13 protein-coding genes and 2 pseudogenes are annotated in these 13,674 nt (G+C 37.0%); 9 read left to right on the plus strand and 6 right to left on the minus strand.

Annotated elements, in window-relative coordinates; translation table 11 throughout:
* Positions 1-1,348: 1,348 nt before the first annotated feature.
* A pseudogene (locus AC4J95_RS20135) lies at positions 1,349-2,047 on the plus strand (reverse transcriptase domain-containing protein); the annotation flags it as partial.
* Positions 2,048-2,055: 8 nt separating this feature from the next.
* Here the strand turns inward: AC4J95_RS20135 and AC4J95_RS20140 are convergent.
* On the minus strand, positions 2,056-2,751 hold the full coding sequence (locus AC4J95_RS20140; RefSeq protein WP_494551394.1) for a reverse transcriptase N-terminal domain-containing protein: 696 nt from the start codon (positions 2,749-2,751) through the stop codon (positions 2,056-2,058).
* A 689-nt stretch (positions 2,752-3,440) separates the two neighbouring features.
* Between AC4J95_RS20140 and AC4J95_RS20145 the strand changes: the two are divergent.
* Positions 3,441-3,671 (plus strand): annotated as a pseudogene (locus AC4J95_RS20145) (zinc ribbon domain-containing protein); the annotation flags it as partial.
* Positions 3,672-3,900: 229 nt separating this feature from the next.
* Here the strand turns inward: AC4J95_RS20145 and trxA are convergent.
* From trxA to AC4J95_RS20170, 5 genes are all read right to left on the minus strand, one after another.
* Positions 3,901-4,212, minus strand: a complete 312-nt coding sequence (gene trxA, locus AC4J95_RS20150; RefSeq protein ID WP_216410279.1) for a thioredoxin — start codon at positions 4,210-4,212, stop codon at positions 3,901-3,903.
* An 82-nt stretch (positions 4,213-4,294) separates the two neighbouring features.
* On the minus strand, positions 4,295-4,555 hold the full coding sequence (locus AC4J95_RS20155; protein ID WP_216410280.1) for a metal-sensitive transcriptional regulator: 261 nt from the start codon (positions 4,553-4,555) through the stop codon (positions 4,295-4,297).
* The gene (locus AC4J95_RS20160) at positions 4,552-4,851 is read right to left on the minus strand and encodes a rhodanese-like domain-containing protein (RefSeq protein ID WP_216410281.1); all 300 of its coding nucleotides are present in this window, start codon (positions 4,849-4,851) and stop codon (positions 4,552-4,554) included. Before AC4J95_RS20160 ends, AC4J95_RS20155 begins: the two co-directional genes overlap by 4 nt.
* On the minus strand, positions 4,844-6,505 hold the full coding sequence (locus AC4J95_RS20165; protein WP_494551395.1) for an FAD-dependent oxidoreductase: 1,662 nt from the start codon (positions 6,503-6,505) through the stop codon (positions 4,844-4,846). Before AC4J95_RS20165 ends, AC4J95_RS20160 begins: the two co-directional genes overlap by 8 nt.
* 1 nt (position 6,506) lies before the next feature.
* Positions 6,507-6,821, minus strand: a complete 315-nt coding sequence (locus tag AC4J95_RS20170) for a rhodanese-like domain-containing protein (protein WP_216410283.1) — start codon at positions 6,819-6,821, stop codon at positions 6,507-6,509.
* 164 nt (positions 6,822-6,985) lie between these two features.
* On the opposite strand from AC4J95_RS20170, the gene AC4J95_RS20175 reads away from it, so the two are divergent.
* The 7 genes from AC4J95_RS20175 (at position 6,986) to AC4J95_RS20205 (ending at position 13,559) form a co-directional block, all read left to right on the plus strand.
* Complete coding sequence (locus tag AC4J95_RS20175) at positions 6,986-9,451, plus strand: CoA-disulfide reductase (RefSeq protein WP_216410284.1); 2,466 nt, start codon at positions 6,986-6,988, stop codon at positions 9,449-9,451.
* Between the two features lie 102 nt (positions 9,452-9,553).
* Positions 9,554-10,468 (plus strand): thioredoxin-disulfide reductase, encoded by a 915-nt coding sequence (trxB, locus tag AC4J95_RS20180; RefSeq protein WP_494551396.1) that lies wholly within the window; start codon positions 9,554-9,556, stop codon positions 10,466-10,468.
* A gap of 350 nt (positions 10,469-10,818) precedes the next feature.
* Complete coding sequence (locus tag AC4J95_RS20185) at positions 10,819-11,685, plus strand: hypothetical protein (RefSeq protein WP_216410286.1); 867 nt, start codon at positions 10,819-10,821, stop codon at positions 11,683-11,685.
* Positions 11,686-12,570 (plus strand): nucleotidyl transferase AbiEii/AbiGii toxin family protein, encoded by an 885-nt coding sequence (locus AC4J95_RS20190; protein WP_216410287.1) that lies wholly within the window; start codon positions 11,686-11,688, stop codon positions 12,568-12,570. It abuts the gene before it with no gap.
* Positions 12,571-12,574: 4 nt separating this feature from the next.
* Positions 12,575-12,745 carry a hypothetical protein gene (locus tag AC4J95_RS20195; protein ID WP_494551397.1) on the plus strand — a complete coding sequence of 57 codons (171 nt, stop codon included), beginning with the start codon at positions 12,575-12,577 and terminating at the stop codon, positions 12,743-12,745.
* Positions 12,746-12,767: 22 nt separating this feature from the next.
* Positions 12,768-13,280 (plus strand): hypothetical protein, encoded by a 513-nt coding sequence (locus AC4J95_RS20200; protein WP_253296014.1) that lies wholly within the window; start codon positions 12,768-12,770, stop codon positions 13,278-13,280.
* A gap of 51 nt (positions 13,281-13,331) precedes the next feature.
* The gene (locus tag AC4J95_RS20205) at positions 13,332-13,559 is read left to right on the plus strand and encodes a hypothetical protein (protein WP_494551398.1); all 228 of its coding nucleotides are present in this window, start codon (positions 13,332-13,334) and stop codon (positions 13,557-13,559) included.
* The last annotated feature ends 115 nt before the right edge of the window (positions 13,560-13,674 follow it).

The following is a 13,674-nucleotide window of genomic DNA, read 5'->3' on the forward strand; positions in this document are numbered from 1 at the left end:
TTGAACATTGAGGACGTTGAGTTTGTCCGTTTCTTTCTCGAGGGTGCTGAAGAGACGCTCTTCAGCAAGAAAAAAAGTCTCATCCAGTTAACAATCTTAAGCCTTATTACCCAAAAAGTATACGGTATCTGTTTTCCGTTATATATATGGATGCGCTTACGTTTTTGTTTTCTGAGCCCCTTCTAAACCATTCAGATCGTATGCTCTAAAATACAATCTCTAGAAGGACCACTCCAATACTGAGTATTAGCAGCAATACCCCACTAAAAAGGAGAATAAGGCTTCGCTCCTTTTTTGTGAAGTATTTGTAAGTTGAAAAAAATATTATACCCGAACCATAAACAAATAGTAGGATAGACAGGGTTAACGACATAATCGAATTATCCAAGTTTAAATTCCCCTTGCTTATTAGAGTTAGGGTTTTAGTCTTCCGATTTCACATGGATTTCCCTATAAACCACAGTCAAGCTTACCGGGCTGACGTATTACTTGCGAGTAAATTTTTAGAATAAGCTTATTCTACTACTTTATATTGCCCGTGTCATTTTTAAGATGGACAGTGTTTTTATAAATTATATACCAAGTTAATCCTAATGTTTCTTAGATATTTACAATGATTTGCACAACAATCGAAAGATACATTCAATGTTATTACGGTGCGACACGTTCCTAACTGAAAAGGTTAGGCACACAAGTTTATTTGTGTAGAACTAATGATTCGAGGAGTGAAATGATGGGGTAATGCCCTGAAGCACTCCCTCTGATACTCCGAAGGTTAGATGGTTAGCTGTCAAAAGCTCGGTGAAGTCGGCTGAGAGTTACCGTAATTACACTACGTAATCGAAAGCTGTCCAGCGGTGGGTGGTGTAAACTATAAGTCGGGAGTCCATAAATTATTCATGGTGAGAATGTGCTTTGGCACTGACAAACTCGCGAATGTACGGATCTATAAGCTTGGGGTACAGAAATGTATCTTGCCCGCACAATTCAATTGTGGCACAGGGGGCGACTTACGGTTTAGTAAGAATCGTAGTCATGAATAACCGTGCAATGTTAAAGGCATTGGAAAGTCGCAGGTTCAGAGTGAGCACCTAAAAGTAAATGCACGGATAGAATTATTGGAACTTGGAAAGCTAGTGACGTGGAGGACTAACCTCCTTTGAAACGTTTGAGTCGAAGAACAATAAGCTCATTTACACTAGTTAGAGTAGTGGCACAGTACCGGTGAAGCAGTGATAATAAGCTGTGGAGGGATAGCCACGAGTCAAATGTATTACTAGTAGTTATGATGCATCCATAGAATCGAGTAAGACAAAATAAACGCCGACATCCGAAGGGAGGCGGTGCTATGGAAAATGTATCAGCTTCACACTCAATTCGCCATATGGAATATTATGGCATGATTGACAGCTTTGACAATCTATACAAAGATAGTAGTGAAAATATGACTTTCGATAATCTTATGGAAATCGTGGCTTCACCAAATAATATCTTATTAGCGTACAGAAATGTCAAAGGAAATTCGGGGAGCGTATCTCCAGGCGTTGACAACAAAAATATTGATGATCTTAAATCTATACCCAATGATGATTTTATCAGAATTGTACAAACTAAGTTTTCAGAGTACAAACCACAACCAGTAAAAAGAGTTGAAATACCTAAACCAAACGGCAAGGCCAGACCACTTGGCATCCCAACAATTTGGGATCGAATTGTACAGCAGTGTCTACTACAAGTTTTAGAGCCTATCATGGAAGCGAAGTTTCACGACAGAAACTATGGGTTTCGACCTAATCGGTCGGCACATCACGCATTTGCGCAAGCAGTGCGAATGTCATAAGTTTTTAAATTAATCTTCGTTGTAGATATTGATATAGAGGGGTTCTTTGATAATGTAAACCATTCAAAACTAATCAAACAATTGTGGTCATTAGGAATTCGAGATAAATGGCTATTAGGCGTTATTAGAGCAATGTTTAAAGCTCCCATCATCTACAAAGATGGCCATATTGAACATCCAAAGAAAGGGACACCTCAGGGTGGTTTATGTGTAGCTTAGCATAACCCTCCTTGGGCTGATCCAGAGGAGGTAGGAAATAACTGTTTCTTTTCCATATAACCGCTTTTTAGAAACTTCTTGAGTATTGTTTTATTAATAGAAATATTTTGGGTTAACCATTCATGACTGATATTGTCAAAACAACCCTTAATATCCCCTTCAAGGATCCATTGAGCAGAAGTTTTCCTACACAATACCTTGAATATTTTTTCTCCAGCGTCTTTGGTGCTCTTGAATTTTCTAAATCCGTAAGAATTTACATCCGAAGTAGTTTCCGTTACAGGTTCCAATGCTAAAAGAAACAGCGCTTGCATAGCTCTGTCACTCATACAGGGGATTCCTAGCGGTCTTTTTTCTTTTTTACCGAATTTAGTTATATAAATTCTTTTAACGGGTTTGGCTGAATAGTGGTTCGGGTCCAGTGAGCAAATTGCTTGGAATTTTTGAGAATCACTTTTCCAAATGATGCCATCAATTCCTGGAGTATGTTTTCCTTTATTGGATATGACCTTCTTTATAGATAAGGCTTTTGCATAAAAAGAATGGGTTATCAGGTACTGGAGTCTCTTAACAAGCCTCCATTTCTCTTGTTGTGTAGCCTTTACAATCCTCAGTTGCAGGCGCTTCACATAAGTCTCAGCCTGTTTCCAGTCAATATTTTTCCATGTTCTGTTAACAGTAGAGTTTATCATGCAAGTTGTCCTCACTTTCGTGTCGTTGAACGTTACTTGTTAGGCGTCATCATCTGGTTCATGTAATAGAATGCTCTTCAGAAGTCAGCTACTTTTCAGTATGAGACAAATTTTGAATCTCTATTTCAGCAATTACAACTGAACATTCGCTTTTTCCAAAATCCTATATCCCCTGTGCGTTGTACATTCTTCACAGAATGCCTACCTTTAGGAGCACATGGGACTTACCCTGTTTCGACTGTAAAATAATTACGTGTGTTTAGGTTCTATCTGTAGACCGGAGACTCTGTCCACTTTCTAACAAGGAGGCGGCTGCCTTGTAGCCCATGTCTCGTGCCATTTTGGCTGGGGTGTATCACTCACGTTTCACCCGATCCCATCACGATCCAGCAATAGTTCACATATGTTAACCATGCACACTTTCCCTAGCAGTATTACCAATTGTGAGTATTGTTTTACCGCATTGTTCCAGTAGCTTCACACCCAGAAATTATTTCTACGCATGTACTAGTAGGGATATTACAAGTGGAAGTAATAGCTCTAAGAGCAATTTTATAGTCGACTTTCAGGTCGCAACCCCCCTCACGGGGCAGTTGCCAGTGATTAGTATATCACATGTAAAAGATTTGGTAATTGTAGGTCTAACTTGTTTTAGTAACGAAATATCGTAGACAAGTGATTGATGATGAAAAGGTATGTTGCGAAATCATAAACTATCAAAAAGCATTTCTGATGTGTCTTGGTCTAGTTTCGTCACTAAATTACAATACAAAGCTGACTGGTATGGACGGAAAATCATCAGAGTAGATAAATGGTTTCCGTCTAGTCAGATTTGTTCAGAGTGCGGACATAAAGACGGCAAGAAATCGCTTGATATTCGAGAATGGACTTGTCCTATTTGTCACGCCCATCATGACTGAGACATCAATGCTAGTATCAATATTTTGACCGAAGGTCTAAGGATACAATTATTAGATTAGATATAATCAGAAACCGTAGGGACTACGGGGATAGCTTGGTAAATAAGAGTCACCGCTGTTAGTAAAGAAATACGCTATCAAGTATGCTCTATTCCCAAGAAGCTCCCACTTCAAGCGTTAAGAACCGTAAGGTTTAGCTAAGTGGTGAGTAGTTCACTGAGTAAATTTGCTACATATGGTATCCTAATTCAGTTTTCAAGTCTTGTTTTGTTCTAAGACCAACTAAACGATCGACAACTCTGCCATTTGATATTATTAACATTGTAGGAATGCTTTGAATTCCAAACTTTTGAGCTAATCCAGGATTTTGGTCAACATTTACCTTGCTTATTTTTGCGGACTCTGGAGCAAGCTCTCTACTCAGGTCTTCCAGTATTGGAGATTGCATTTTGCAAGGGGCGCACCAATCTGCCCAAAAATCAACCAAATGTAACCCATTGCTTACTTCGTTCTCAAAGTTTGCTTCGTTTAAAATTTTCATAAAAAAACCTCATTCTTCATATTTTGAAAAGACTTCCGTCATTTCCTTCACCCAAACGGGCTATTCCTTAATAAATTCCATACTATTTTTTGATAATCATAGATAGGGCTTGCTCAATTTTTAATTGTTGAAGCTCCTTGTTTGTTTCTGGATTCTCAAGACAGGATTTCAAATTTTCGGCGACAATAATTCCCATGACCCGATCAATACTCGATCGAACAGCACTTAATTGAGTGATGACATCGATACAATCTTTTTCGTCATCAATCATTTTCTGTACACCGCGAATTTGACCTTCTGTTCTCTTCAATCGATTAACAATTTTTCTATTGCATGACGTCAAATGACAACATCACCTTTCCAGCTAGACATGCCGCCCATAACATTCGTCACATCAAATCCATTGTTGCTTAGGAAGATACAAGCATTAATGGATCGGGAGCCAGAGTGACAAATAACAAAATAAGGTTTTGTTTTATCTAGATTTTTATAAGCCTGATCTATGTTGCTGAGGGGAATATTTTTTGAATTTAAGATATGACCGTTTTTAAATTCATAGATTTCTCTTACGTCCAAGATAGTTAATTCTTCATTTTTTTGTTTTTGATAAAATTCATCGATAGAAATGGATTTATACATGATTAATTTCCTCCGGATATACTTCATTGTATAAAGAAAAGGCACCGTCAAGATTCACAGCATCAAATCCAGCCTGTTTTAAAATCCGCTCTCCGATGTAGCTTCGTAGACCACTATGACATGTGACAATGTATGATTTATTCGGATCTAATTCTGAAATGCGGCAACGTAGATCGTTCAATGGGATATGAATCGCGGCTTTGAATCTTCCGTTCGTAGATAATTCTTCTGTTTCACGAACATCAAGTAAAACTTTCTTTCTAGTCGTTACTTCTTCTTTTAAGTGATACCACTGAACGTTATCGCTTAGACCTTCTGATAAATTCATGGCAGCGTAACCCAGCATATTCACGGGATCTTTAGCAGAACCAAATGGTGGAGCATAGGTGAGCTCCAATTCAGGTAGATCGAAAATAGTAAGTTGCCCCTTTATAGCTGTTGCTAAGACATCAATGCGTTTATCTACACCTTTTTCACCAACTCCTTGTGCACCGTAAATTTCACCTGTTTTTGGATTGAATATCAATTTTAGGGTAATATCTGTAGCTCCAGGATAGTAGCCTGCATGATCTTTCCCAGAGGTGTGGACCACTTGAAAATTTAATCCTGATTGTCTAGCAACTCGCTCACTTAATCCTGTTGAAGCAGCAGTCAAATTGAATACGCGAACGATTGCAGTACCAATGCTACCTTTATTCTTACGTTGCATCCCAGAAATAATATCTGCTACCTGTCTGCCTTGACGATTTGCTGGAGATGCAAGAGCAATTAATGCGTCTTCACCAGTAATTTGTTGTTTTACTATGATTGCGTCCCCTACAGCATAGATGCCTTCAATATTTGTTTGATAATGATCATCAACTAGGATTCCACCACGCATTCCTAACTTGATACCCGCTTCTTTAGCTAATGAATTTTCTGGTTGGACACCCACTGATAAGATAGTTAAATCAGAATTTATCTTTGATCCATCTTCTAAGATGATTTCTTTTCCTTCATTTTTAAATTCAACAGCCGATTGAGAGGTGATCACCCTGATGCCGTTTTTTACAAGTTCATTCTTTACGAAAGCGGCCATTTCTTCATCTAATGGTGGCAGGACATGGGGCGCTTTTTCCACCAGAGTCACTTTAAGCCCTCTTTTTTGTAAGTTTTCTGCCATCTCTAGTCCGATAAAGCCAGCACCAATAACAGTTGCATTTACTGGCTGTACATTGTCGAGCTGGTTCATGATAGCATCCAGATCCGGTACATTTCTAAGGCTGAAAGCATTCTTGGCAGAATCTATTCCTGTAATTGGTGGTATGAATGGTTTTGCACCAGGAGAAAGAATCAGATAATCATAGGATTCTTCAAATACTTCTTCTTCGTGTTTAACAGTTACAGTCTTGCGATCTGGCTGAATCGAAAGTACTTCATGCATCGGTCGGACATCTAGTGAAAATCTTTCTCTCAAGGTTTCAGGTGTTTGGACGATCAAAGCTTCTCGTTCACTAATTTCACCAGAAACATAATAAGGCAAACCACAGTTAGCAAAAGAAACAAAAGGACCTTTTTCTAAAACAACGATCTCTGCATTTTCCATTAAGCGACGTAAACGAGTGGCAGCCGACATTCCGCCAGCAACGCCACCAACAATAATTATCTTAGTCATTCTACTTTCCTCCTCTAGTTGGACCATTCCATCTACTCATACCGCCACGTACATTAATTACTTTATAGCCCTTCTTTTTTAGAATGCGAGAGGCCTGTTTACTGCGTACACCAGATTGACAAATAACATAGATTTCCTCGTTCTTATCTTGCTCATAACTCTCGATTTTATTGACGGGGATGTTTTTAGCATTTTTTATATGCCCCGACCGGTATTCTGATGGTGTTCTAACGTCTAATAAAATAAAGCTTTTGTCTGTTTTTCTTGCAAGCTCTTCAGTAGAAATACTTGGAATACTACTAAAAAATCCAAACATAATCACATCTCCTTTTATACCCTTGTGGGTATATTAAACATGATAAATAAGGTGTTGTCAATAAATAAATTTAGAATGATCGTTCATTTAACAAGAATAAAAAATTATATTTGACTACATATACCCTTGTAGGGTATTATCTGGGGTGTGAAAGGAGTTTTTTTATGAGTAAAAAAATTATTATTATTGGAGGAGTAGCTGGTGGGGCAACTGCAGCTACGAGATTACGACGATTAAATGAAGAAGATGAGATCATTCTTTTTGAGAAAGGAGAATACATTTCATTTGCGAATTGTGGATTACCTTATCATATTGGAGGAACGATTAAGAATAGAGACGATTTACTGTTGCAGACAGTCGATGGGATGTCGGAGCAATATGGATTAGATATTCGAAATTTTTCAGAAGTTACATCTATTCATCCTGAAAAAAAGATAGTGACTGTAACAAATCATCAATCAAATGAAACCTATGAAGAGAGTTATGATTCTCTGATTATTTCAACGGGAGCTAAAGCAATTGTCCCTCCCATAGAAGGATTGAATACTGCTGAGAATGTATTTAGTTTAAGAAATATTCCTGATATGGATAAAATAAAAGCTTTTATTAATGAACATCAAGTGAAAAAAGCGGCAATCATCGGCGGTGGATTTATTGGACTAGAAATGATGGAGAACTTAGTTGATTTGGGGATACACGTTCAACTAGTTGAAATGTCTGATCAGGTAATGCCCAACATCGACTTTGAGCTTGCTCAGATTTTACATGCTCAAATTGATCTACATGGTGTAAAGCTTATATTGGGAGATGGTTTGAAAGCGTTTCAGGAAAAAGGGAAAGAGTTACTGTTAAATAGTGGAAAAGTGATTTCTACAGAGTTAACTATTTTATCAATTGGCGTGACTCCTGAAAATACACTAGCAAAAAAAGCTGGATTAGAGTTAGGCTTACGTGGTGCAATTAAAGTCAATGATAAATTGGAGACAAGTATTCCTGGAATTTATGCTATTGGGGATGTCATTGAAGTTACCGACTTTGTGAATGAAAATCCAACATTGATTCCTTTGGCTTGGCCTGCCAATCGTCAAGGACGTCTGGTTGCGGATATTATTAATGGTATTGATACCAGCTATAAAGGTACTCAGGGAACATCCGTCGCAAAAATTTTCGAACTTACAGCAGCATCCACAGGAAATTCGGAAAAAGTTCTACAACGCCTAAAGGTTCCATATAAAAGTATCCATATCCATCCAAATTCACATGCGGGCTATTATCCAGATGCTAGTCCTATTGCATTAAAATTATTATTTGGTATGAATGGAAAAATATTAGGTGCACAAGGAGTAGGGACGGAAGGCGTTGAAAAAAGAATCGATGTGATTTCAACAGCAATGAAATTTGGAGCTAAAGCCGATGAATTAGCTAGTATCGAACTTGCTTATGCACCGCCGTATTCTAGTGCAAAAGATCCAGTAAATATGTTGGGGTATACAGCGGATAATCTATTATCTGGAAGAATTGAAACCGTTTCTTGGAGTGAAGTAAAAGATTTAATAGAGAATAAAGCCTATTTATTAGATATAAGAGAAGAATTTGAACGAGCTACAGGGGAACTACCTAATAGCCACATTATCCCACTTTCTCAACTACGCGGTCGTTTAGATGAGCTCCCTAAAGATCAGATAATCTATGTGTACTGTCAAGTTGGATTAAGAGGATATAATGCGGCAAGGATACTAACGCAAAACGGATTCCGTGCAAAAAATATTGATGGCGGATATAAAACTTATAAACAAGCTCATTACGAGGTGAAAAAAAATCAAGAAGAGAAAATCGTTAGTTCTTCTAAGCCAATGAAAAATGAAGTTCCGACTAAATCTAAAGATTTTATTCAAGTTGATGCTTGTGGATTACAATGTCCGGGACCTATTCTAAAAGTAAAAGAATCTGTCGATAAGATGAAGGATGGTCAAAAGCTTGAAGTACAAGCAAGTGATTTTGGATTTGTTGCTGATATTGAAGCTTGGTGTAAAAATACGGGAAATACGCTGCTCGATAATAGAATTCAAGGAAATAAAGTTACTGCGATTATTGCCAAAGGAACTGAAGAAATGACTTCAACGAGCATTCAGAATCAATTGCCAAAAGAAGGAGTGCTTCATGAAACTAAAGATGGCGCAACTATGGTTGTTTTTAGTGGTGATTTGGATAAAGCGTTGGCATCAATGATTATTGCTAGTGGCGCTGCAGCAATGGGGAAAAAGGTAACCATATTCTTTACATTCTGGGGTTTAAGTATCTTAAAGAAAAAGAAGATACGAAAAAATAGAATGGCAAAAATGTTTGATCTGATGCTTCCTGCTGGAGCAAATAACTTACCAATATCTAAAATGAATATGGGTGGATTAGGTGCAAAAATGATTAAATCAGTGATGAAACAAAAAAATGTTGATTCCTTACCATTAATGATTAAGAAGGCTAACGAATTGGACGTAAAATTTGTAGCTTGCACAATGAGTATGGATATTATGGGAATTGAACGTGATGAGCTATTTGATTTTGTTGAATATGGTGGAGTTGCAACTTACTTAGGTGATACGAAAGATTCAAACCTAAACCTATTTATTTAGGTCGTGATAGACAGTATGCGAGGTAAACATAGAATTGTTGCAGCTATGCAGAGGAAGAATTGACACAGTGATCTTATAATAAAACGAACGGAGAGAAAAAATATGTATGATGTTATCATTATTGGTGCTGGTCCAGCAGGAATAACCGCAGCCTTGTATACTTCACGCTCAAACCTAAAAGTTCTTTTGATTGAGCGTGGCGCAATTGGAGGACAAATGAATAATACAGAAGATGTTGAAAATTATCCAGGTTTTGAATCGATTAAGGGATCAGAACTAGCAAGAAAAATGTATGACAGTGTTACTAAATTTGAAGCTGAAAATACGTATGGAATTGTTCAAGAGATTAAAGATCATGGAAGTTATAAAGAAGTGATCACAGAAAATCAAATCTATCAAGCAAAAACAATTATTATCGCGACAGGCTGTGAGCATCGTAAATTAGGGATTCCTGGTGAAACAGCCTTTGCTGGTATGGGAGTTTCTTACTGTGCTGTTTGTGACGGTGCATTCTTTCAAAATAAACGCATAATTGTTGTTGGCGGTGGAGATTCAGCAGTCGAAGAAGCTATTTATTTGACGCGTTTTGCTTCTGAAGTTGTTGTTGTTCATCGAAGAGATGAATTACGAGCGCAAAAAGTTATTCAGGATCGGGCCTTCGCAAATGAGAAAATATCATTTATCTGGGATAGTGTTGTGGAAGAAATTGTCGGAACAGACATGGCCGTAACTGGCGTACGGATTCGTAATGCTAAAACAGATGAAGTGTATGTCGAACCAACAGATGGTGTATTTGTCTATGTTGGACTAAAACCATTAACTGAACCATTCAAAGCAATGGGGATCACAAATAATGCTGGTTGGATCGAAACCGATACGGAGATGAAGACCAAAATCCCAGGCGTTTTTGCCATTGGAGATGCAAGAGAAAAAGAGCTGCGACAAATTACAACAGCAGTCGGCGAGGGAGGAATCGTTGGACAACAGGTGTATAAATATATCGAAGCACAAAACTAAGTTGATAAAGGGAAGTATCTCACTCTTCCCTTTATCATACGTTAATCTATCTCTTTTCATGGTTTCAGAGAAGGGTCAAACGGTTTTGGTTTGACGATTGTCTGAAATCATGAAACAACTCGAGAGTGGATTGGTTTCAAAAAAATTCTCAAAAAATGAGTCCACTTTATTGACACAGATCCACTATAATTGTAGTTATATTTGTTCCAAAGACTTCTTTTGATATTTAACGCAATAGAATCCTTATTAAGATTTAATGTTTAAAAATTGTGTCCATAATTATGATATTATGATAACATTAAATCATAAATCGCTTCATTTTGCTGTTAAAGTTGAAAGGAGGGAATCTGATGTCTTATAGATTTGATAAATATGAGAAGAAAGAAGATGGATTTTCAAATGAGGAATTGCGAGAACTTATCTCTCAACGAACTGAGAAATTATCGTCTAAACATTTATGCGAACTAATGAACTTTATTGAGCCTCTGTACGAAAAGGACATTCTAGAGCCCTATTTGCTAGGAAATGAAATGCCCAATCCAGATTCTCAAGAATATACGTTTCTAAAGTTAGCCAGTAAGTACAAGGGAAATATTATCCGAACGCTTATTCTTAAGGAAGATATTAGTAGATATAACTTTCAGTCTTTTGTAGAAAAATATCAGTTGCAGGAAATTACAACAGGATCATACATTTATCCAAACAGTACAATAGATGCTCCATTTATGTTCCAACAAAAATATAGCAAGGCCACGATTGCGTTGGAATCAGCGCTGTACTATTATGGCTATTCTGATGTGATTCCAAAAGAAACGATCATGTATATGCCTAGAACTTACAATTTGAAACAAATCAATTTTGGAGAGCATTCTCTAGTAGAAGTAAAAGATATAACTACTTCTGAAACGAGACAACAACTAAAGATTTTTTACCCAGACAATGATCCAATCCTGCTAATGAAAAATGTAAAGGCAACGATCAATCAAAGTACCCAAATGTCTTTGGAAAATGGACTACCTATCTTGATTACCCCTCTTGAGCAAACGTTGATAGACATTGTTAAGCCACAATTTTCAGTAGAAGAAGAAGTTAAAGTTCAGGCATATAAACAATATATTGAGAAAAATCAAAAAATGCTGCCAAGACTTCAACATCGTGCGTCAATTGATGGGGTATTAAATAAAGTTAATTACTATTTAGAAAGAAGGTTGTATTGATTGAACTCACAACGGCTTAAAGATTTGATCAAGAATATGCCTGACAATGTAAGTTTTGAAGAGTATTATGTTCGTTTTGCAACTGAACGATTTCTTGCTAGATTGCAAAAGACGCCCTATCTAGATAAATTCATTATCAAAGGAGGATTTTTGTTAGAAACGATCTATGATATTCAACAACGTACTACGCAAGATTTAGATACGTTGATTCGGAATATCACTAATGAAAAAGAAGAACTTTTGGTTATTCTAGAAACAATCGCTGCGGTGGATCTGAATGATAATGTTACGATTGAAGTATCAAGTATTGAAACCATCCAGGAGCAAAAGAAATACGCAGGGATCAGAGCAAAGATGATTTTAAAATTTCTTGATGCTAACTCAATCTATAATTTTACTTTGGATATTGGAGTGGGCGATGTGATTACACCTAAGCCTAACTTACGTGAGATTCCTTTGCTATTCAATGATACAAAGCATGAAAGTAAATCTATCAAGATTTATTCTTATCCAGTAGAGACGATCCTTGCTGAAAAGACGGAAACGATTCTTACATTAAGTACAATTAATTCTCGTATGAAGGATTTTTATGATATTTATCTAATTTTATCTGATCCAGAGCTTCCTTCAATTGAAGCCTGTTATTCAGCATTTTCGAATACATGGACTTATCGTAGTGGTTTGCCTTTAGATGCAGAACTGTTCGAAGTATGGTTATTCGTTATTGATCAGATAAAACAGGATACACTTATCCAGAAAACGTATTGGCCCAATTATATAGCCAAACGTTCATACGCAGAAAATTTGAAATTAGGAGATATTTTATTGTTGTTTGAAAGTTATATCAAACAACTCCAACAAGAATATTTGAGACAGAATAGCTAAGGGAGTGACTAAGGTGACAGGGGATGAATATCTTGCGCATATTGCTGGAATACTTAAACAAGAAAATGTAGAGCCACATGTGCAGCGACAATTGCTAGATGCAGTATCAGAATTATTGGAATATTATAGCTTAGAATATGTACGAGAATTATTACCGTCGTTGTTGAAGACATAATTAGAAGAGGAGATACTTCTGTATGTCAATTGTAAAAAGTCCTATCCGAGCATTAAAAGGAAAGTTATTGTTAACAAGCGATAACGATATTTGGGCATATTACCAAGTATCACCAAAAACGATTTCGATAAATAATTTAAAAGCGGTTCAAGAAAACAAAGAACAAATGGCAAATTTGATGCAGCTTCTGGCGCCTTATGAGGATGCGGAGCTAATCATGTTCCCACGAACCATGAATTTATCCAGTCGATTCACGAAATTGTCTGAAGGTTTTGATCAAAATAATCCTGAGCTTGGCGAGTATTACTCCCAAGAAACAGTCAATTTATTGGAACGAGAAGGCACGATTTATCGACCTTCTTTTTTGTTGGGAGTAAAGATAAAAGACCAATATATTGCTGAAAGTTTGAAAGATGCCTTTAAAAAAATATCCAATGAATTCGCGGATGAGCTGTTGGAATTCGCTGGATACGAACGAACTGACGGCGAAACAATACTCGAACAAATCGCCTCAGTTTCAAACGAGGTCTCTTAATTATTGTATTCTTTTTCAATTTGTCCTTTGGGGAAAGAGGAAATGATATATGTGAATTGCCTACAATACATCAGAGGGATGCCTCATAAAATTGAAGATGAAAATTATTGGCAAGACATTGAAGATATTCAATCTGCGATCATTTGTCCGGTAAAGAGAGGGAAGGGCATATTGAAGATTGAAGATGAACTCGGAGAAAGCTACTTGTCTATTCTCCCGATCGGGAATTTTCCAGAGAATATGAGCAATATGAATGGCAGTTGCGGGGAAAACTGGTAAAGGAAAAAACTTTCAATGAAATAGAAAATTTAGGTAGTGGCTACTCTGGATAAGAGGAATAGATACTGGAATGGCAATACTTTTTTTGACAAAAATTATAAGGTGTTGTGAATCC

This window comes from Enterococcus sp. GPZ-007, from assembly GCF_059374735.1.